Source organism: Streptococcus sp. 5905, from assembly GCF_013276505.1.
Lineage (GTDB): Bacteria > Bacillota > Bacilli > Lactobacillales > Streptococcaceae > Streptococcus.
Genome location: NZ_VMLC01000004.1, coordinates 1 through 21,279, shown reverse-complemented (window position 1 = coordinate 21,279; position 21,279 = coordinate 1). Strand labels below are relative to the sequence as shown.

The following is a 21,279-nucleotide window of genomic DNA, read 5'->3' as shown; positions in this document are numbered from 1 at the left end:
AGTGTTTTTAAGGTTTTGGGAACCGGTGGGAGGGGTTAACTGTCCAAATTTTTAACAAAAAATTAAAGGGGGTGGGGGGTAATGGAAGAATACTCAGAAAAAAATATAAAAGAATTAGAAAATCAGCTACTTTCGAAAATCGGCTATTTTAGTCCTAGAAAAAAGGATGCGATCCAGTACGAAAAAGTGAATCGTTATCTTTATCTCGTCAGACTGCTCTATGAGCTGAAAGCCAAACTTCATGAAGACGGATTGGTCATCACGGTTCACAATGGGCAACAGAGATTCCAAAAAGCGAATTCTCTCATCAAGGAAATCAACACAACAAGCAATCAGCTTTTAGCTATTGAGCGGTCGTTTGATTTTGAGGTTGAAAACTCTCCTGTTGAGAAACCGACGTCTGGAAGTGATCTGTTATGATTTCTCATCCGTTGGTTGATGAATATATCAAAATGGCCGAGCGTGGAGAAATCGTCGTCAACGAAGAAAGAAAGTTGCTGTTTAAAATCATCAAAGAGAAAATCTATCCTCGTGATGATTTGTATTTTGATAATGACTTGATTGACAAGTTCATTCGGTTTACAGAAAAGAACTTTTTCCCTTTGGCCAAGTACCAGCTTTTTTTAGTTCCGTTCATTTTTCTTTTTCGGAAGGAGGACGGGGAGCCACACTTTGACGAATATCTATACACCCTTGCTCGTGGAGGTGGTAAGAATGGTTTTATGTCTGCGAGGGATGGTTTTTTTATCAGCCCTATCTATCCCATCAGAGATTATGATGTGACTATCACTGCTAACTCTGAGAAACAAGGGAAGGTCTCTTTTGAGGAAGTGTATGAGACTATCCAAAGGCGTGGTCTCGAGGACCATTTTTATCTAACTAAAATGTCTATCACAGGTCGAGCTAACAACTCGGTCTTTTCTTTTCGGACGAATAATCCGAAGACCATGGACTCAGCTCGTGATGGCTGTCTAGAGTTTGATGAAATTCACCAGTTTGAAGATGATAAGGCTGTGAAGGTTCAAAGGTCTGGTCTTGGTAAGATTGCTCATGCTCGAACATTCTACAACGGGACTAATGGATATGTGCGCGAGGGATTTTACGACAAGCTGATAGAGAAGTCTATGCAAATCTTGAATGGAGAGGTTGATGATTTCAGGCTATTTCCTTTCATCTGCAAGTTAGACAGTGCGGATGAAGTGGACGACATGAAGAACTGGCCAAAGGCAAATCCGATGTTGGATGAAAGCACTCCTTACGCCAAAAGGCTTCTTGCGAGAACTAAGGCTGACTATGATGACCTTGAGCTAGAACCGTCTGGCCGTCAGGAGTTCATGACAAAACGGATGAACCTTCCTGAAGCGGACCTTGAGAAAGATGTTACCTCTCGAGAAAAGCTAGTTGCTTGTTTGCGGTCTCCTGGTATCGACTTGAAAGGTCGGTCATGTGTGGCTGGGTTTGACTATGCGAGTATCCGAGACTTTGCAAGTGTTGGTTTGCTATTTAAGAATGGGGATGAGTTCATCTGGAAACAACATTCATTTGCGCGAAAAGCATTCTTGAAAGCTTTCAAGCTAAAAGCCCCTATTCAGGAATGGGCAGACAGAGGCTTGTTTACGATTGTGGACGGTCCTAGTATTGATCCACGGCTTTTGATTGCTAAGCTGGTCGAATGGAGCAAACTTTACCAGATTGAACTTGTATGTGCTGATGGTTTCAGAATGGATTTGTTAAAACCGCTTTTAGAAGAGGCTGGGTTTGAATATGAGTTCTTACGGAATCCAGGGGCAATTCAGTCTAAGGTTGCGCCGATTATCGAAGATGGATTTGCGAATGAGCGGTTTATCTTTGAAAATGACAACTCTATGATTTGGTATACGGATAATACCTACGTCAAAGAGGACAAGGATGGCAATAAGCGTTTCTTGAAGAAAGAGCCTGTCAGAAGAAAGACAGATGGATTCCATGCTTTGATAGCTGCTCTCTACAAGCGAGAGCTTGTGCAAGAGTCGAATGTTGGGGAATTCCTTGACATGATTGATAGTTGGGATTTTTAATCTAAGCATAAATTTTGGGTGGGTGGTCGGCAGAAATTAACAGAAAGGAGGAAGTGCATTGGGGTTACTGAATTTATTTAAGCGTGAAGTGCCAGAGGTTGGGTTTGAGTTCGAGGATCTTGAGCGGATGTTTGGAAATCTGCAACTCAAAAGCTTAGCGATTGATAAGTCAGCCGAGTTCATCGCTCGAATTTTTGCTAAGTCAGAATTTAAGTATCAAGAAAATGGTAAGGCTAAGTCTTCTGATTGGGACTACTTGCTGAATGTAAGGCCGAACAAGAATGAATCTGCGTCAGAGTTTTGGCAAAAGGTCGTATACAGGTTGATTACTAAGAATGAGGTCCTAATCTTTCTTACAACTGATGATCAGTTGCTTGTTGCTGACTCTTATACACGGACTAAATATGCTGTTTATGATGATGTGTTTGAGTTTGTAACTTGTAGAGGTTTCACGTTTGAGAAGCGTTTTCGGATGAGTGAAGTCATTTTCTTACAGTACAACAATAATCGACTGCAAGATTATATTTCTGACTTATTTGCTGATTACGAGAAGTTGCACACTCGTTTGGTCGAGGCCTTGGCTAGGAATAATCAAATCAGAGGAACTCTGAAAACCAAAAACAATGGGAGTTTTGATAAGCAGATGCGTGATAAACTCCAATCATATGCTGATGGTCTCTTTAAATCATTTAGCACCAAGACGATTGCCATTGTTCCAGCTCAAGATGGAATGGAATATTCTGAGCATACGAATACAACAGGAACTTCAAATATTTCTGTTGATGAGTTGAAGAAACTTCGTCGGCAATTTGATGATGAGGTCGCTGACGTCTTAGGGATTCCAACAGCTTTAATTCATGGCGACATGGCCAATATGGAAAATAGCCAAAAGATGTTTAATAGTTATTGCTACCAATCACTTGTTAAGAAAATGAGTGATGGGCTTAATTTCGCCTTGGTATCAAGACGGCAATACGAGCGCAATCATCTATTTGTAATCATCGGCGAAGGTCAGAGAGATAAGTTTGCACTTGCTGAAAACATTGATAAGCTTATTTCTTCTGGAGCAATGACTCGAAACGAGGTGCGCTCTGAGCTTGGCTTAGAATCTGTCCCTGGTGGCGATAAATTCCTCATCACCAAAAACTATCAACTTGGTGAACAGTTAGAGAAAGGAGGTGAGAAAGAAGATGAAAGTAATTCCGATTAAGGGTACGATTATTTCTAACGATGATCGATGGATTTATGACTGGCTTGATTGGGAAGCTACCGCTCCAAAAGATGTCGTCCTTCCTGAAAGTGGTGAACCGATTGAAGTTCATATCAATTCAGGAGGAGGAGATGTCTATGCTGGTAGTGAAATCTATACTGCTCTACGCTCGTATCCTGGCGACGTGACCGTGAAGATTGTCGGTATTGCAGCAAGCGCAGCAAGCGTGATTGCAATGGCAGGAGATACGGTTGAAATCAGTCCGACCGCCCAAATCATGATCCACAACGTTTCAACGCAAGTGAACGGAGACCATAACACTCTGCTTCATGAGGCTGGGGTACTAGAAGGGTTTAACAAGTCTATCGCTAGCGCTTATGTCCATAAGACTGGCAAGGCACTTGATGACCTGCTTGGATTGATGAACAAGACTACCTGGTTTGATGCTGAGTCAGCTTTGAATCATGGATTTGTAGACAAGATTATGTTTACAAACGAAGTCGCTCCGACTCTGGTAGCGAGTGAAACTCCTATGATCCCAAGTGATTTTATCGAAAAAATGAGGTCAGCAATGACACCAGATATCGATAAAATCGCTGAGTTGGTGGCTGATAAGCTAGAAGCCAAACTACCAGAAAAACAAAATGAAAATACAGACAAGACTGTTCCTAAAGGGTTCGGTCTTTTTATGTTTTAAGAAAGGAAAAAACAGAATGACAATGCAATTATCTAACCAATTTGAAAAGAATCGTCAGGCATTTTTGGATGCCGTTGCAAATGGTGCACCTCAAGAAGAGCAAGCGAAGCTATACAATGACATGATCGAGTCCATGACCAATGAAATGATGGCTCAAGCTCGTGAAGCTGCTCGTGAAGAAGTTTCAACCTTGAATCCATACGATGCTAAGTTGACTGCTGAAGCTCGTGAGTTCTTCAACAATATTGATAAAGCTGCACCTAAAGGAGTTGAAAAACTCTTCCCTCAAGAAACGATCGACCGTATCTTTGAAGATATGGTTATGGCACGTCCACTCCTTCAACATATTGGCCTTAAAAATGCTGGTATCCGTTTGAAATTCCTCAAATCAGAGCAAACCGGTCAAGCTGTTTGGGGTAAAATCAATTCAGAAATCGAAGGACAACTTAAACAAGAATTCAACGATGAAGAAGCAATTCAACACAAATTGACTGCTTTCGTTGTAATTCCAAAAGATGCTGAAAAATTTGGTCCAGCTTGGTTGCAAAAATTTGTTTCTGCACAAATTACAGAAGCCTTTGCGGCTGCTCTTGAAGCTGCTTTCTTGAACGGTGATGGGGACAACAAACCCATCGGTCTTTCTCGTACTCTCTCAGGGACTGTTGAAAGCAATAAGACAACTTATGCTGAAAAAACAGCTCAAACTGCTAAGTTGACTTTTGCTGACTCAGCAACCGTAGTCAAAGAATTGACAAAAGTATGCAAGTACCACTCAACAAAAGCCGACAATAAGACACCAGTCGCAGTTGAAGGCAACCTTGTAATGGTTGTTAATACAGCCGATGCTTGGGATGTGAAGAAACAATACACATCATTGAACGCTCAAGGAGTCTTTATCACTGCGATGCCATTTAACATTATCTTGGTTGAATCCGTGGCGCAGACTGCTGGTAAAGTCACTACATTTGTAAAAGGGCGCTATGATGCTTTTGTCGGTGGCGGTATTTCACTTGGTCGCTACACAGAAACCTATGCTTTGGAAGATTTGAACCTCTACACTGCTAAGCAATTTGCTTACGGTAAGGCTCACGATGAGAAGACTGCGGCAGTCTGGACTCTAGAACTTCCCCAAGCCTAATCTAGGAGTTGAGCCATGACTCCAGAAGAACAACTTCATCCACTCCTTAAATCTTTCAAGGAGCGGATGAGGATTTTTCATAACGGGGAGGACAACAACCTCTCTAAAATGTTGGAAAGTTCTGAGTCAGCTATCCTCAGTCTGGTCGGTAGTAAGGACTCTGCTGATCCACGAGTGAGAGAGCTTATTTTAGAACGTGCTCGATATGTCTACAATGATCAAGTTGAATTTTTCTACGGGAACTTTCAAGGGGATTTGATGGCATTATCACTAGAAAATTACAAATTGGAGGAAAAACATGATTAAGGTTTTAAAAGGTTTCTATGACCTCAAAGAAGGGGTATTTCGTTCTGCTGGTCAAGAATTTGAAGCGACACAAGAGCGCTTTGATGAAATCAATAAAAAGCTACCTGACTTTGTTGAATGGACAGAAAAACAACCAGAAGTAACAACACCTGATGTCCTATCAGACTAATCGCCCTAGCTATCGATATAAAAAGCCTGAGGCTCAAAATGGAGACCTGAGAACCCCCTTGACTTTCTATACTTCTAAAGTCGAGGAGGGGCTTCATGGTCGTGATGTGTCTCATGAAAAGGCTTTTTTTACGATGGGCCAAGTTTACTCCCCTAGTTTCAAAGACATCGAGATTGCAACTGGTAAGTCTATGCAAGCCAAGATGACTTTGAAAATTCGAGATCCTTTGTCTGATTATCAGCCAAAGAATGAGCATTTTGTCGAAGTTGGCGATATTCGTCTAGGCGGCAAGAAATGGCAAATTATCGATGTTCGTCCTGATTTTGACGATCGGGATTTTTTGATAGTCGTTATTGGTGGTGGTCAAGATGTCTAGTGGAGCAGAATTGAGAGGCTTTGACGATGTTTTGAGAAACATCGAGGTACACCTTGGTAATAACAAGGTCAAACGTGCTACCAGTCGAGCCTTGAAGGCAGTCGCAAATGAGACTCTGGAAGAGTTCAAAGGTGCTCTGCAGGTCTACAAAGACACTGGAGAAACCATTGAAAGTGCTACTGCTGGACGTGTGACAGGTCTTGCTAGTGGTGTTCCTGTTGTGAAAATCGGTTTTGGTGAGGGTTCTCGCTGGCGTTTGGTTCACTTGAATGAATTTGGATATGGTAAGAATCCACATCCAAGGGGGTTCGGTGTCATCAGACGGTTTTCAGAGGATCATGCTAAAACATACAAATACAGAATCGCTAGTCATTTGAAGATAGAGGGGTTTTAGATGGTTAAAGATAAGTTCAATGAACTCTATGAGACTTTGAAAAAAGATGAGTCTTTAGCTGGAATCAGTATCAAATCTTTTAAACGTCCTGACTCGTTACCAAATAATGAGCCAAGTATCGTTATCAAGCCAGTCGGTCCGCCTATGCAGGCGGTTCATGGTAGTAATACGAGTCTGGCTAAGACATTTCTCTATCAGGTCAATGTAGAGTCTATTGAATACATGGAGTGCAAAACACTCCAAAGAAAAATTGAAAAGATTATGGAAAACCAGGGATTTTATCAAACCAGTGGTGGTTTGGATGAATGGATTCCAGAAATCAAACGCTATGTAGATGCTCGAACTTACAAAGGTCAGAGTGGTCTATACGAAGAATACTAAATTAAAGAAAGAGGTGCTATAAATGGCATTAGTTGGTTTTAAACGCATGACAATTCGTGTGTTGGATGGGAATGCTACTCCGACACTTGGACAAAACCTTTTCGTGATTGAAGGTAAAACTGGTGAAGGTGCGACTCGTACTGCTAAAATTTCTGGTCTTGCAAGTGATCCGGTAAAAACATACGGTAGTGATGTTGCTTACCACGTATCAAACCGTGGTGTGGGAGATGTGAAGATGGAAATGACTGCGATTGATATCCCTTCAACGGTATTGGCTAAGATCCTTGGACACCAAGTGAAAGATGAAATCATTGGTATCGGTGCTGACACTACTGCGCCATTCTGCTCAGTCATGCTTGAATCTAAGACTGCAAATGGAACTCAGGCGCAGGTAGGGTTCTTTAAAGGTCAGTTTTCAATGGATGCCGAAGAGCTTGAAACGCTTAAAGATAAGCAAGAAGAGCTTCCAGATGATAGCCTGAGTTTTGCTGCAATCGCGAGCGACGACACTGGAACAGAAGGTCTTTACTACGTGAAATATATTGGTAAGGATGACACCAAGCTCAAAAAATTCAAAGGTCAGCTTAAAATGATTGCTGCAGGATAGGAAGAGGGCGCAAGCTCTCTTTTTATCTTTTTCTAGAAAGGAAAGTATATGGCTAAGGTTAAATTTTTAATTAAAAATGAAAAGGGGCAAGATGTTCAAAAGACTAGTAAGGAAATTACTACTAAGGACTATCGTGACTACTTGATTCTCAATGAAGCACTATCATCTGATGTGTCAGAGGTAGAGAAATTAGACAAGCAATTGGAATTTATCGCCTCATTGTTTGAAGATTTGGAAGTGGAAGAACTTTTGAAATTCACGGATATGGCGGATATTTTTGCGGTATTTGCAGACATCTACTCTCATCTGGTGGGTGATGTTGACCCAAAGGAGAAAAAATAAAGCCAAGTGAAGCGCTGAAACGGTTTTATGGATTTGTCAAGCAAGCTACTGAGGGTCCATATGGAATGAGTATTCGTGATGTGATGGATACGAGTTGGGAGGACTTGATGGGTGTTCTTGGTGAAACTGAATCTGCTAAAACTGAGGAAGTCATGGATCTAGCTGACTTTCTAGAAACTATTTAAAAAGGAGGATTTGAATGGCAGGTGGAACGCCGTTAGGTCAAATGTATATCGAGCTAGGGCTGGACGTGTCGAAGTTCAATCCTACTCTAAATGGTGCTAAGAATGCGGTTAAATACTTTCAAAGCAATGTAAAGGCGCTAGACAGCTCCCTTAAAAACAATGGGAAAAACACAGACTTGCTTCAAGCTAAGTACAAGACACTTGGTCAAGCGATTGAAGCGCAAAAAAGTGTTTTGGACCAGATGAAGAAAAGCTTTGACGCTCTCGAACCTGGTACGGCTAAATTTGACAAGGCTGCTGCTGAGATTGAGCGTGAGAATGCTAAGTTGGCAGCCATGGAAGGTCAACTCCGTAACGTGCAACAAGCTTTGATTGCAGTTGGTAAGGAGAATAGCTTTGCGAACCGTATCAATAAATTTGGAGACGGCCTTATCAAAAGTGGTGATAAAATCAAGACTTTTGGCGATAGTGTTTCAAGTCTGGGAGGAAAACTAACTACTGGTTTGACTCTTCCTTTGGTTGCTAGTGTTGGTATGGTTACGAAAGCAGCTGTTGACTATGAATCTGCTTTTGCAGGTGTTAAGAAAACGGTAGATGAGACCGCAACCGTATCATACAAGAACTTATCTGACGGCATTCGTCAGATGGCTAAAGAATTGCCAGCTAGTGCTGTTGAAATTGCAAATGTCGCAGAAGTTGCTGGTCAGCTAGGTATCAAGGCAGAGGATATCCTTACATTCTCGCGAACGATGATTGACATGGGAGAATCAACGAACTTGAGCGCCGAAGAAGCTGCGACAGCCATTGCCAAGATTGCGAATATCCTAGGACTGACATCTGACGAATATGGACGGTTTGGGGCATCTGTTGTTGACTTGGGTAACAACTTTGCAACAACTGAGCGTGACATCGTTGAGATGACAAACCGTTTGGCGGCTGGCGGTAAGCTGGCTGGTTTAACCGCTCCAGATATCCTTGGTCTTGCTACTGCGATGAGTTCGGTTGGTATTGAGGCTGAGGCTGGTGGTACCGCTATGACTCAAACTTTGACGGCTATTGGGAATGCTGTTTCATTGACAGGTAAGGGCGCAGCGGATGACTTGAACCTTATCGCCAAAACTGCCGGAATGACCTCAGAGGAATTCCAGCAGGCTTGGAAAGAGAAACCGGTCGTTGCTTTACAATCCTTTATTAAAGGACTCAAGGATGCGCAAGAAAAAGGCGTGAACATGAACGCTATCTTGGCGCAACTTGGAATGACGGGTATCCGACAAAGTAACATGCTGAAATCCTTAGCTTTAGCGTCTGATAAAATGGGCGATGCTGTTGATCGTTCAAACAAGGCTTGGAAAGAGAATACTGCTCTGACAAATGAAGCTAATAAGCGATACGAGACAACAGAATCTCAACTGAAGATGTTCAAGAACCAAGTAACTGACTTGGCTATTGAGTTTGGTGGGCCACTTCTAAAGGCTCTCCGTGACGGTCTAAAAGCTGGGAAACCTTGGATTGACATGCTAGCTGAAATGGCTAAGCATTTCAGTTCCATGTCTGAAGAGGAGCAAAGAAATGTTCTAAAATGGGCAGCGTTAACCGCAGGGGCAGGACCGGCTTTAACACTTTTTGGAAAAGGTATTGGAATCGTAGGAGGCTTGACAAAAGGAATTGGCTGGCTTACTAAAGGAACTGGTAAAGCAGTAGGTGGCATCTCCTTAATGCATAAAACTTTTCAGGCCTTTAGAACAACCGGAAATCTATCATCTGCCTTTAAATTGGCATCTGGTGGAGCAGTAGCGCTTGGGAATGCGACTGCATCAGCTTCAACTTCAACGGGGCTTCTAACAACATCAATGGGTACGCTTGCGAACCCTCTAGGTTTAATAGTCGGAGGTCTTGGTCTTACTACCGCCGCACTTGTTTATCTTGGAAACGAGAAAGACAAGGCTCGCATCAAGACTGAAGAGTTTGGCTCTCAGTTGAGTGATACTGCTCGTGGAGAATTGCGAAGTTTTCAAAAGACGGTCGATGAAACCAGCACAGCTGTCGCAAACTTCGGTACTCATGCTGGAGATGCTGATAAGGTCTCTGGAGCCTTTAAAAAACTCTATGAAGAAATCGCTACTGCTGCCGATAAGACCAACAAACGAATGGAAGAGTTGGGGGCTAAGTGGGGGCTTAGTGAGGACGATATTGCAAAAGCCAAGGAAAGAAATGGCCAAGTAGTATCTAACACTGAGGCTATGATGAATCAAATTAATGAGATTTATCAGCGACACAATGGTGATGCGAGCAAGTTCTCTCAAGAGGAGAAAGAAATCATCCTGAACAATCAGAATGAGATGATTAAGGCTAAGTTAAAGTTGATGAGTTTGTCGGAAGAACAACAAACAGCAGCACTTCAAGCCTTAAATGGTAAAATCAGCTCACTCAACGAAACACAGTTAAAACATACTAGAGATGTTTTAAAACAGGCTATGGATGAAGAAAAGAAACTCTACGAGAACTCAAAGAGTGAGTGGAAAGAGTTGCTTGATGGAAAAGCAATAGATCAAGAAACTTACAACAAGAAAATGCAAGATCTTGAAGCTAAGCATACTCAAACGATGGAAGCTCTGGGAAGTAAGTATTACCAGGTCATGCGAAATCTTGACGATAAGGTGAAAGCTCGAACTGGCCAAAGTTGGAACTACTGGGAAGAAGCCAAGAAAGTTCTGGAGGAGTACGGCCTATCCTATGAAGAAATCGGGAAGAAAGCTGCAGAAGCCTCTCAAAAGGTAGGTAATTCACATAGTATCCTTGCTAACTACACCAGTGAGATGAACAAGGAAGTGAAAGAGGCTAACGATGCATGGTCGTTGCTGGTCGGTAACATTGATAAGAATGGGAATTTTCAAGTAAAATCCAATGTGAAAGAAGTCATCGGAGAGGCTGCCAAATCTGCTGAAGGTTGGGAACAATTGCAGTTCATTGCTAAGACTGCGGAAATCAACTCAAATGCTCGTGCTACTATTGCTGAGGCTCTTGTCGAATCTGGTAAATGGAAAGACATGACTCTCGAAGAGAAACAAGTAATCGTCAAGAACCAAGCTGGGTTACAAGCCATCTTTGATAGTGAAACCCATCTTAAAACATGGAACAGCATGCCAGCTAAAGTCAAAGAACTTCTCATGAAAAATGCTGATGTCATGAACAAGGCGGAGGAAGCCTCAAAGGCTCTGTCTAATTATGAAGCTCTGAAACCAAAACAGAAGGAGTTGTTGGCTAATGATGAAAGCGTCCGAAAAGCAGTCGCTCGGTCAACTGATACTTTGACAACCTGGAATGCGACCACACCGTTTACAAAAGATTTGAAGGCAGATCCTACGAATGTTTTGAACAATGGTCAGTTATCTATCGATAAGATTACAGCTTGGAATTTTGCATCTGCTGAGACTAAATCTCTGGATGCGGTAGATAATACGAGCGCAGCTGTCGGAAGTGCGATTTTGAGTGTTAATTCACCCAAACAAGAAGCTCCTATCAATTTGTTTGCTGCTGACCAAACAGGCAGTGTACGAAACGAGACGAGCGGTGCCATCAATGCTATCAAGCAATATGATCCAGTGAATATCCTTGCCAAGAATGGCACCAACGATACTGTCAGCGAGGTCAAAAGTGGCGTCAATGGTATCCAAGACAAAACTGTTACTATCAACGCTCAAGATAATGCTTCTAGTGTTCTTTCAGGCATTAAGAGCTGGATTGATAGCGTGACTGGTAATTTCTTTACGAATATCTTTGCGAGCAAGCATGCACACGGGACTAACTATCACCCTGGTGGGCTTGCTATCGTCAATGACCAAAGAAATAGCAACTATAAGGAAATGGTTACTCTGCCAAATGGTCGGAGCTTCATTCCTCAAGGCAGAGATGTCTTGCTTCCTCTTCCGAGAGGTTCTAAAGTCTTGCGAGCTGATAAGACTAGACGTTTGATGCGTGAGATGGGTGTTCCTAAATATGCTTCTGGTATCGGGATCCCGAGTGATGCGAAATTTCTTCGTGAAATGGAACAAGCTCAACGTAATATCACTATTCAAACTACAAGTGTTCAGAACGGGCAAGATACAGATAAAATCGTGTCTGAGATGAGGATTCTGAGAGTAAGTTTAGAAAAATTGCTTACTGCTATCCTTGAAAAGTCGTCAGATGTCTACCTAGACAACGACATTATCTCACGCAAAACCTACGAACAACATGGTGCCATCTATGCAAGGGAGGGATTTTAATGTTTTACATGATTATTAATGGTTTTAATACATCTACTATCCCTCACTGCGTTGTGACGGATTTTGGAGAAATCGAGGCTGCCAAACCTCATGCAGAATCAGTAGATGTATATGGTTTGAACGGAAGTTATAGAGTGCTAGATGGTTCTTACGAAAGCTACGAGCGAACGATATCTTTTTATGTACCAAAACTAGTAGATATTTCAACAATTGTAGATAAATTTCAGCCAAAAGAAAATGTAATAGAATTCAGTTATCAACTTGGCTCATATTTCTATGCAGACTTTTCAGGAGCGACCTACAATCGTAACGGAATGCATGCATGGAAGATAGATGTCAAGCTAATCATGCAACCTTTCCGCTATCAAAAAGATGTAGCGCCTGTGGTGCTGACGGCAACTGGTACAATCAACAATCCTGGTACGATTTATTCTGAGCCAACCATTGAGGTTGAGGGAGATGGTGACATCTCTCTTACAATTGGCCGTAAGACTATGTACCTAGCGATTAAGACCAAGGCCACGATTGATTGCAGGCAAGGTAAGCAAAATATCTACAATGCTACTGGTTCGGTTCAGAACACACTTCGTAAGCGTGGGGGATTCTTAGAAATCCCGACTGGTAAGGTTGGTGTTTCGTTTACTGGAAATGTTCGTAAGATTACTATTCGACCGAATTGGAGGTATAAGATTTGATTTATTTAACAAATGGCAACACACCTCTGAATGCTGCTTATGCTGATGAAATCGTTCAGATAGATAGCAATACCTATCAATTGGCCTTCCGATTTCCTACTTCGGATTCATTGTGGGAGAAGTTGAAGGAGGAGACGTTCCTAACGGCTGATGACCTACACGGTGAGCAAGATTTCGTCATTTTCGAGGTTGAGAAGAAGCATGGCTATATTCAAGTCTATGCGAACCAAGTATTCACTCTCTTGAACAACTATGTGGTCAATCCTATTTCTTTGGATAGGCAGACTGGTTCGACTGCCTTGAGTCGTTTTGCTGGAAGCATCACTCGTAGTCATCCATTTTCGTTTTTCTCAGACATTAGCGAGCGTCACACCTTTAACATCGACGCTAAGAATGCCATGGAAGCATTCGCGAAAGACAAGCATTCCATCCTTGGCCAATGGGGTGGCGACCTTGTTCGTCATGGTTATCAAGTTCGGCTTTTAAAAAATGGCGGTTCAGAGAATGAATCGCTTTTTATGTACAAGAAAAACCTGTCTAGCTACCAGCATAAGACCTCTACCAAATCTTTAAAAACTCGAATCACCTTTAAAACAACCGTCAAAGGTGAGGGAGAGAAAGCGCCTGATCGCACTTTCACGGTTACCATCGATAGTCCGCTCATCAGCAAGTACAGTCAAATCTATGAAGATGTGATTGAGGTTAATGACGAGGACGTGAAAGATGAAGCGAGCTTGCGAAAATATGGCGAGCAGTATTTCAAGACATCGCTCTGCGACATGATGGAAGATAGCCTTGAGCTTGAGGTTGTCGGCCAGAGTGACGTGCCTGTCCAGATGTATGACATCGTGAGCCTGTTTCATGAGGTCTACAATCTGGATGTGCGCAAGAAAATCACCAAGTACACCTATTCGCCAATGGCAAAGAAGCTGATTTCAATCGGCTTTGGCCAGTTTAAGTCAGGTTTGTCCAACATGGTTTCTAACGCGGTCAGCGATGCGGTCAAGAATGAAGCGCAACAACTTCACGATGACTTTGAACGGCAGCTAGAAAGAGAACTCAAGAATGCGGATCTCGCTTTTGACCGTCATAAAGAGGAGTTGGTCAACCAATTCACAGATGGTCTCAACGCTGCCAAAGCACGAGCCGAAGAAGTCAAGAGAGAACTATCTGACACCATCGACCAGCGTTTCAGTAGTTTCAACAATGGTCCTCTACAAGAAGCCAAGCGCAGGGCTGAAGAAGCCTTGAGAAACGCTGGCGCCAGCAGCTTACTCGCCCAGGAAGCGAAGCGGATTGGTCTAGATTCAATTGCTAAACTCGAAGCATTCAAGTCACAGGCCACGAGCGCTCAGACGGCTCTGTCAGGTGATTTGGACGCTCTGAAACGGACTATCGCAAAGGATATTCGACCGAAACAGGCGCAGGTTGAGACCGAGATTGCTAAGCAAGTTGAAGCACTTATCCAGACAAAAAATGAATTGGCTGGTGTGAAGTCAGCACAAGCGACGTATGAAGAGACAACGACGCGTAGACTGGCAGAGCTGGCCAACGTGGCTGACGGTAAGGCTAGTAAGTCTGAGCTCGTGCAGACAGCCGATGAACTAGCTAGTAAGATAGCGAGTGTGCAGGTTGGTAGTTCACGAAATTACTTCAGGAATTCGCGCTCAAGAACTTTCACGACAGGAGATCAAGCGACATACGACTATCGAACATTCATCGTTCCTGATTTCTGGAAAAACAATGACAGGTTCAAACGTGATTATGTCCGCTTATCTTTCGACGTGACTTTCCCTGTTGCCTTAGCCAGTGATACACAAGCCAATGTTCATTTTAGTGCCCATCCGTGGCATGGCTATAAACTCACATTTAAAGGTGGGACTACCGAACGCCAACATTTTGAGTTTACGATTGACTTGTCTAGCTCTTCTGAGACCTATCAGACTAACAATGTCTTTATTCGTTTTGGTACAAATTTTGGCTTCCCATCTGGTCTCCAGGTCGTCATTGAGAATGCTATGTTATCGGTTGGCAATTATTTTCCAGCCTATCAACCAGCGTATGAAGATCAGGAAGACCGTGTGTCAGTTGTTGAATCTAACTTCAAGCAAAGAGCTGATTCGCTAGATGCTGGCGTGAACCGTCTGACTGAGGGGTTAAGAAAAAAGGCGGATATCAGCGCACTCAACGTGACTGCTGAGAACATCAGGCAATCCGTGAAGAGCCTTGAAACAAATACGCAGAACAAGCTGGATCAGAAATTGAGTCAGGCTGAATTTGAAGTGCAGGCTGGCTCTATCCGTCAGGAAATTTTGAACGCAACCAAGGATAAAGCAGATAAGACCTTAGTTGTGGCCGAAGCCGGGAAGTTGCGAGAAGAATTTTCCAGATTGCGAGTCGGTGGACGGAATTTGTTAAGAGGTTCGAAAGGACCTTTTATGCCAGATAAGAAGCCAACTAACTTTGATAATAATGTTCTCTATGCGGAGCAGACATCTGTTTACATGGAGCAGGGGCAGGAATACACCATTTCTGCTAAAACAGACGGGAACTTTACGGCTCATCACGACGGGAATAAGGAATCCTATAACGTAGTTCTTTGGATTATGGACAAGAATGTCAGAAATTATCAAATTGTATCTGACCTCAAGACAGGTACCACAGGAACAAAATTCGTCTGGGATAAGCCGACAGGAATCTATCATCTACGCGTTAACACTTATCATAAGGAAGCTACCAAAAGCGTCTGGGATGTGAAAATCGAGAAAGGTAATGTTGCTACTGACTGGAGTCCAGCAATTGAGGACACTGACGGCCTCATCACCGAAACCAAGGCGATCTTTGAGCGAACAGCTCAGGGATTGCGAACCGACTTATCAGCTATTCAGGACTATGTAAATAAAGATGGTCAGCGGCAGGAAGCATTGCAGCGCTATGCTCGAGAAGAGAGTGCTCGTCAAGCTAATGCAGTTCGTGAGCTGGTCAATCGTGATTTCGTTGGTAAGGCTACTTATCAAGAGGACGTGAAAGGTCTTGAGCGTCGTTTCAGTGCGATAAGTACGCAGACGAACAATGATATTGCTACGAAAATCGCTCAGTACAAGCAGACAGTTGATGGCCAATTTTCAAGTATCACATCTCAGATTGCTGGTAAGGCTAATCAAACTGACTTCCAGAGAGTCAGAGAGACTAGTCAACTCTACGAGCGCATTCTTGGCAATACAGATAACGGGATTGCTGATAATGTCGCTCGCATGGCTGTGACTAACCAAATCTTCCAGGTAGAAGTTGGAAAGTACGGCGGAGGAGGTCCTAACCTTGTTAAGAATAGTGATTTCAAAGACGGAATAAGAGCTTGGAATTCCTCTCAAAATGTTGCTAAATTGGTCAAGCATGAGTTTTATCTTAATGGACAAAAGGATTTGATTTGTCTACCTAATTCGACTCAAAAAGAATTATTTCTTTTCAGCCCTCGATTCGAACTTGAAAAAAACACAGATTATGTGCTGAATTTTCGTGCATTTAACAATAATTCATTGACAAATTGTGAGGTTTTTGTTTTAGGCAGACGAAAAGATGAAAATACTAGCTTCACAATCGCAAAATTAGTGCTTAGCAAAACTAAATTTTCAACAAACAAATGCGAAGATGTCTCAATCACGTTTAATTCAGGAGAAATGGATAATGCTTACATTCGTTTCGATAACAATGGTACAACGGATGGAATTGCTGATTTATACATCACAGAGGTTGATTTGTACAAGGGATATAAACCTCGTCCATGGCAACCTCATCCAGAAGATGTAGTCACAGATGCGAATGCGAAGCTAGAAGCGATTCGTACACAGATGACCTTGCTTCAAGGCTCGTGGGCCGTTCAAAACCTAACCAGCGCAGGTTCAATTGTTTCGCAAATCAATGCGACGAACAATCAAATCTTGATTGAAGCTGAAAAAATTCGATTGAAGGGTAAGACCTTGCTTGATGAGCTGACAGCTATTCAAGGTTACTTTAAACGACTTTTCGTTGGTGAAGGTACATTCGCGACTCTTAACACAGATATTCTGCGTGCTAACTCTATCACAGCTGACAAACTGGTCATGGATATGGCTATGGCTAGACGATTTGTTTCAAGCGACATTTTCACAGATACGCTTGCTGCTAAAGAAGCCTTCATCAATAAGCTTCGGTCAGTCGTAGTCACGGCGACTTTGCTTGAAGGTTACAAAGGCCGTATTGGTGGATTCCAGATTGGTACACATGAGAAAGATTCGTCGGTGTACTGGATCACTGGAGAAAATCAATTTTCGGTCGGTATGAGTAATGGGACTGGCCAATGGTCGCAAACGGCTCTTTGGGTCAACTGGGGGAATAATTGGGGGTATCCTGGAGATTATGCTTGGTATGTGAAAAATAATGGTAAGATGTATTGCTACAATACAGCAGAATTTTGGAACACGCCAGTCATCCATGGGAACCTGCGCGTTACCGGTCATATTTTCTACAACAATGAGAATTCAGGAAAATCCGGGTACTGGATTCACTCGTCTAAATACTCAAATTTCGAGCCCTCAAACAACTATCTTTACCTTTATTACAGCGGTTCTGGTTACGACTGGATTCCAATGAATAAAGAAATCTCAGACCGTCGATATAAGCACAATATCGAAGCTAGTACAGTTTCTGGTCTCGATGTAGTCGAAAGTCTGAAGACGTACAGCTATCGCAAAAAGTACGATGGCAAAATCGAAGATATCGCTTGCGGTATCATGGCGCAGGATGTCCAGAAGTACGCTCCTGAAGCATTCTTTGAGAATCCGGACGGCGCATACTCTTACAACACATTTGCTCTTGTGCCTTATCTGATCAAGGCCATTCAAGAATTGAATCAAAAAATAGAAAAATTGGAGAAAACAGCATGAACGAACAAGATAAACAAATCAGCACTTTAACAATTAAATCACTAAGCGAGCGAGTCAGTAATGAAGCCACTCAATCGGCTACGCTAGAAGCTCTCTACACGGTAACCGCTATGGAACTCGAGCAGATGAAGCGAATCATTGAATCTGACGAAGAGCTCAAAACTAAATTTGAAGAAGTGAAAGGAAAAATGACAAATGGCAATCAGTAATTACGAACTAGCAAGCAAACCTTACACACGAGGTTTTGGAGAAAATGTGGCGACCGTCGTAGAGATTCGTCTCTCGGAAGGCAATCGCTACAGTACGAACATGCGTGAGCTTGTAGGAGACCGCACGAACGAATCAGAAGACACGCTGATTCAAGCGGTGCTTGATATCCTGAAGGCAGAACTAGATCCAGGCGCAGCAATTGTGCAAGCGCAGGCTAAGCTTGAACAAGCTGAGCAGAAGATTGCGCAAAACGAGAGTGAACGGAACAAGCTTGCAGCTCTTATTAAGCAGACTGAAGAGAATTCGAAGGTGAATCAGAAGGTCATTCATGTGCTGGTCTTGAACTCTGTCATGAGTAAGAACATTGAGTACGGTACGACCTACAAAGAGTTGATTGAGTTGATTCCACTTGCTGAAGTCGGGAAGACCTACTTACCACATGACTTGATTACCATTGAAGACCCTGAGCACGTTGAAGTGAATGGCGAAGGCAAACGCATTTTGGTTCAGCTTAACAAGGAATTTACATATAATGGTGAGCCTGTCAGCGCATTTGTGACAAATGGTACCCTGGAACAAAACGGAACGGGTGTCGCTTGGAAATTTGAAGGGAAAGAGTAGAGGTGTATATGCAAGATTTGGTATTACAAGATTTACTCGATCACCTTAAAAATCTATCGTATAGTCCGTACATTCATTTCTTTTTCTGGTTGATGGTATTGGATATTGTGACTGGTTACATCAAGGCATTTAAGACTAAGAGATTTGATAGCAAGGTAGGAACAATGGGATTAATTCGTCATTTCGTTGTATTTCTCGTCATCTTACTTGTTGCTATGTATTCACGTTCACTTGGTTTTCGTAGCTTCGGTATTGCTTGGACAATGTTCTTCTCGTTCAATTATCTGTTTTCAGTAATTGAAAATTGGGAGATGATTGGACTAGCATTTCCAGAATTTTTGAAACCATACATCAATCAGATTAAGAAAGACAACGCTCGTAAGATAGGGCAGTTGCTGGTCAATATCGACCAAAAAGACAAAGTAGAAGTAGAGGAGAAAGACAATGCAACAAATCAATGAAATTATCGCAAATGGAGCAATCAGCATTCTTGTTATTTTGGCTGGTATCGCAGTCAAAGCGGTAAAAGACTACCTGGTTCAAAAAGGTGGAGAGAAAACCATCAAGATTGTTGAAATCTTGGCCAAGAACGCGGTCAATGCCGTGGAGCAGGTCGCAGCCGAAACTGGCTATAAAGGTCAAGAGAAGCTGGAGCAAGCACGCACTAAAATCCGTGCTGAGCTTGCCAAATATAACATCAGCATGACTGACAAGAGCTTAGATACATTTATCGAGGCATCGGTCAAGCAGATGAACGATGTCTGGAAAGGAGAATAGTTATGACAGTAAACATTGAAACAGCTATCGCTTGGATGCGTGCGCGACAAGGTCAAGTATCCTACAGCATGGACGATCGTAACGGCCCCGACTCTTACGATTGCTCAAGTTCGGTCTACTACGCTTTGACGAGCGCTGGAGCCGCGTCCGCCGGATGGGCGGTCAATACTGAGTATGAACATGACTGGCTCAAAAAGAACGGATATGAGCTTATCTCTGAGAATACTCCGTGGGATGCTCAGCGTGGGGATATTTTTATCTGGGGTCGACGTGGATATTCTAGTGGAGCAGGTGGTCATACTGGTATTTTCGTGGATAGTGATAACATTATCCACTGTAACTATCGTTTTGACGGCATCACAGTGAATGACCACGACGATATTTGGCTCTATGCAGGACGACCTTACTACTATGTGTATCGTTTGACTAACCCATCTGCAGCTGTCGAAGAGGTCAAGACAGGCTGGCAGAAGAATGATACAGGCTATTGGTGGGTTCGTGCAAATGGTTCTTATCCAAAAGACCAATTTGAGTACATCGGAGAGAACAAATCATGGTTCTACTTCGACAGTCGTGGATACATGTATTCTGAACGTTGGCTCAAGCACACAGACGGCAAATGGTACTGGTTTGACAAGGACGGATACATGGCCACGAGCTGGAAGAAAATCAGCGGCAAATGGTATTACTTCAATCGTGATGGCTCTATGCAGACCGGCTGGGTCAAATACTACGAAAAATGGTATTACCTGGATGCTGTCAACGGCGATATGAAATCGAACACATTTGTGCCTTATAATGGCGGATACTACATGCTGCTTCCTGATGGTCGCATGGCCGATAAAGAAGCCTTTAACATTGAGCCAGATGGACTCATTACTACAAAATAAAGAAAGGAGATTCTATTTTTCTTCTTAACGGCCCGCAGGCTTATGCTTGTGGGCTTTTTTGTTTGCAATAATAAAAGCAGTGACCGAAATCACTGCTTATCAGCTGTAGCAAATTCATAAAGTTTTTCTGCTGTGAGAAGTGCCATTTTGTCCATGCTTGTTTTTCCTTTTCTAAGGTCAGAAACAGTAGTCCATGGAACACCAGCGCCTTGCGAAATAGCAGATGTAGACATCGAACTGTCTAATAATTCTTGAATAACTTTTCTCATATTATTTGTCCTTTTTATTTTTTAGATAGATATATACATTGACCACAATTATAAAAATAGCTATTGCACTAACCATTGCTTTTCCTCTTTTCATTTGATAAAATAGAGGTGTAAGGGGCTTGCGCCCCTACCTCTTAGCGTTTACCTTTTTCTTTTGCGGGAGTTTGGTTTACGCTTTTTGTTTTGCCTTGCGACCGTTATTGCGGTCACTAGACTTGCGATAGCTGTTACTGTTTCAGGGATATTGTCTATCGCCTTTTCAAGTAACCTAAGCCAATCTTCTTTGTTCAACTTCCTCACCTCCTTTCCTTATCTTGATTATATTATATCACGGTGTACCGAGAAAGTCAAGCGTTTTGATAAAGTTTTTTAACTTTTTTCAAAAAAAAATAGACCTTCAAGAGTGTTGATTTAATAAGATTTTATTTTAACTTTTTCATAATAATCTCCCTAAAGAAGTCACCCAATCAGGTGGCTTTTTTGTCAGTTTCTAAGTCATATTTAGGTGTCTTCCTGAAAGTAGTACTCCTTTTAAGACAAAGAAAAAAACAGTGACATTACTCACTGATTCTTTTGTAAACTATTAGAACTAAATTGCAGCCTTCTCAACTATACGGGCAAAGGTGAGTATGAAAATGAATACGAAGATGAATACGATTTAAAAAAATGACGAAAATCAACGGAAATGATTTTAAATAAAAATAAGCAAAAACTCAACTATTGATAAGCAACAGAAAGCATTGGTAAACATTTGTCACTTATACCATA

General features: G+C 42.3%; 22 protein-coding genes. 20 read left to right on the top strand and 2 right to left on the bottom strand.

From position 1 onward, the window contains the following. Positions 1–81 precede the first annotated feature (81 nt). The 20 genes from HT680_RS07610 (at position 82) to HT680_RS07515 (ending at position 20,242) form a co-directional block, all read left to right on the top strand. Positions 82–420: a hypothetical protein gene (locus tag HT680_RS07610; RefSeq protein WP_000393461.1), complete on the top strand. Its 339-nt coding sequence runs from the start codon at positions 82–84 to the stop codon at positions 418–420. Beyond that, positions 417–2,057, top strand: coding sequence for a terminase TerL endonuclease subunit (locus HT680_RS07605; protein ID WP_173259417.1), 1,641 nt, complete (start codon positions 417–419; stop codon positions 2,055–2,057). The genes HT680_RS07610 and HT680_RS07605 overlap by 4 nt, the downstream gene beginning before the upstream one ends. A gap of 58 nt (positions 2,058–2,115) precedes the next feature. Then, the gene (locus HT680_RS07600) at positions 2,116–3,267 is read left to right on the top strand and encodes a phage portal protein (RefSeq protein ID WP_173259415.1); all 1,152 of its coding nucleotides are present in this window, start codon (positions 2,116–2,118) and stop codon (positions 3,265–3,267) included. Next, positions 3,248–3,964 carry a head maturation protease, ClpP-related gene (locus tag HT680_RS07595; RefSeq protein WP_173259414.1) on the top strand — a complete coding sequence of 239 codons (717 nt, stop codon included), beginning with the start codon at positions 3,248–3,250 and terminating at the stop codon, positions 3,962–3,964. Before HT680_RS07600 ends, HT680_RS07595 begins: the two co-directional genes overlap by 20 nt. Positions 3,965–3,980: 16 nt before the next feature. Then, positions 3,981–5,102 (top strand): phage major capsid protein, encoded by a 1,122-nt coding sequence (locus HT680_RS07590; RefSeq protein WP_173259412.1) that lies wholly within the window; start codon positions 3,981–3,983, stop codon positions 5,100–5,102. Between the two features lie 15 nt (positions 5,103–5,117). Then, positions 5,118–5,408 (top strand): phage gp6-like head-tail connector protein, encoded by a 291-nt coding sequence (locus tag HT680_RS07585; RefSeq protein WP_173259409.1) that lies wholly within the window; start codon positions 5,118–5,120, stop codon positions 5,406–5,408. Next, the gene (locus tag HT680_RS07580) at positions 5,401–5,577 is read left to right on the top strand and encodes a hypothetical protein (protein ID WP_173259408.1); all 177 of its coding nucleotides are present in this window, start codon (positions 5,401–5,403) and stop codon (positions 5,575–5,577) included. The genes HT680_RS07585 and HT680_RS07580 overlap by 8 nt, the downstream gene beginning before the upstream one ends. After that, complete coding sequence (locus HT680_RS07575) at positions 5,561–5,953, top strand: phage head-tail adapter protein (RefSeq protein ID WP_173259406.1); 393 nt, start codon at positions 5,561–5,563, stop codon at positions 5,951–5,953. Before HT680_RS07580 ends, HT680_RS07575 begins: the two co-directional genes overlap by 17 nt. Beyond that, complete coding sequence (locus HT680_RS07570; protein ID WP_173259404.1) at positions 5,946–6,347, top strand: hypothetical protein; 402 nt, start codon at positions 5,946–5,948, stop codon at positions 6,345–6,347. Before HT680_RS07575 ends, HT680_RS07570 begins: the two co-directional genes overlap by 8 nt. After that, positions 6,348–6,728 carry a hypothetical protein gene (locus HT680_RS07565; RefSeq protein ID WP_173259402.1) on the top strand — a complete coding sequence of 127 codons (381 nt, stop codon included), beginning with the start codon at positions 6,348–6,350 and terminating at the stop codon, positions 6,726–6,728. It abuts the gene before it with no gap. A gap of 22 nt (positions 6,729–6,750) precedes the next feature. Next, complete coding sequence (locus tag HT680_RS07560) at positions 6,751–7,335, top strand: major tail protein (RefSeq protein WP_173259400.1); 585 nt, start codon at positions 6,751–6,753, stop codon at positions 7,333–7,335. A 48-nt stretch (positions 7,336–7,383) separates the two neighbouring features. Beyond that, the gene (locus HT680_RS07555; protein ID WP_007519106.1) at positions 7,384–7,677 is read left to right on the top strand and encodes a hypothetical protein; all 294 of its coding nucleotides are present in this window, start codon (positions 7,384–7,386) and stop codon (positions 7,675–7,677) included. Positions 7,678–7,876: 199 nt separating this feature from the next. After that, positions 7,877–12,127 (top strand): phage tail tape measure protein, encoded by a 4,251-nt coding sequence (locus HT680_RS07550; RefSeq protein WP_173259398.1) that lies wholly within the window; start codon positions 7,877–7,879, stop codon positions 12,125–12,127. Further along, positions 12,127–12,822 carry a phage tail protein gene (locus tag HT680_RS07545; RefSeq protein WP_173259396.1) on the top strand — a complete coding sequence of 232 codons (696 nt, stop codon included), beginning with the start codon at positions 12,127–12,129 and terminating at the stop codon, positions 12,820–12,822. The genes HT680_RS07550 and HT680_RS07545 overlap by 1 nt, the downstream gene beginning before the upstream one ends. Continuing rightward, entirely contained in the window at positions 12,819–17,744 is a 4,926-nt protein-coding gene (locus tag HT680_RS07540) for a phage tail spike protein (protein WP_173259395.1), read from the top strand. Before HT680_RS07545 ends, HT680_RS07540 begins: the two co-directional genes overlap by 4 nt. Then, complete coding sequence (locus HT680_RS07535) at positions 17,741–17,953, top strand: hypothetical protein (RefSeq protein WP_173259393.1); 213 nt, start codon at positions 17,741–17,743, stop codon at positions 17,951–17,953. The genes HT680_RS07540 and HT680_RS07535 overlap by 4 nt, the downstream gene beginning before the upstream one ends. Further along, entirely contained in the window at positions 17,940–18,575 is a 636-nt protein-coding gene (locus HT680_RS07530; protein WP_173259391.1) for a hypothetical protein, read from the top strand. Before HT680_RS07535 ends, HT680_RS07530 begins: the two co-directional genes overlap by 14 nt. 8 nt (positions 18,576–18,583) lie before the next feature. Further along, positions 18,584–19,036 carry a phage holin family protein gene (locus HT680_RS07525; RefSeq protein ID WP_173259389.1) on the top strand — a complete coding sequence of 151 codons (453 nt, stop codon included), beginning with the start codon at positions 18,584–18,586 and terminating at the stop codon, positions 19,034–19,036. Next, the gene (locus tag HT680_RS07520) at positions 19,020–19,352 is read left to right on the top strand and encodes a phage holin (RefSeq protein ID WP_173259387.1); all 333 of its coding nucleotides are present in this window, start codon (positions 19,020–19,022) and stop codon (positions 19,350–19,352) included. The genes HT680_RS07525 and HT680_RS07520 overlap by 17 nt, the downstream gene beginning before the upstream one ends. 2 nt (positions 19,353–19,354) lie before the next feature. After that, positions 19,355–20,242, top strand: coding sequence for a peptidoglycan amidohydrolase family protein (locus HT680_RS07515; protein ID WP_173259385.1), 888 nt, complete (start codon positions 19,355–19,357; stop codon positions 20,240–20,242). An 89-nt stretch (positions 20,243–20,331) separates the two neighbouring features. Here HT680_RS07515 and HT680_RS07510 read toward each other — a convergent pair whose 3' ends face one another. Next, positions 20,332–20,511 carry a hypothetical protein gene (locus HT680_RS07510; protein ID WP_070677362.1) on the bottom strand — a complete coding sequence of 60 codons (180 nt, stop codon included), beginning with the start codon at positions 20,509–20,511 and terminating at the stop codon, positions 20,332–20,334. A 141-nt stretch (positions 20,512–20,652) separates the two neighbouring features. Next, the gene (locus tag HT680_RS07505; protein WP_169446852.1) at positions 20,653–20,802 is read right to left on the bottom strand and encodes a hypothetical protein; all 150 of its coding nucleotides are present in this window, start codon (positions 20,800–20,802) and stop codon (positions 20,653–20,655) included. Positions 20,803–21,279 lie beyond the last annotated feature (477 nt).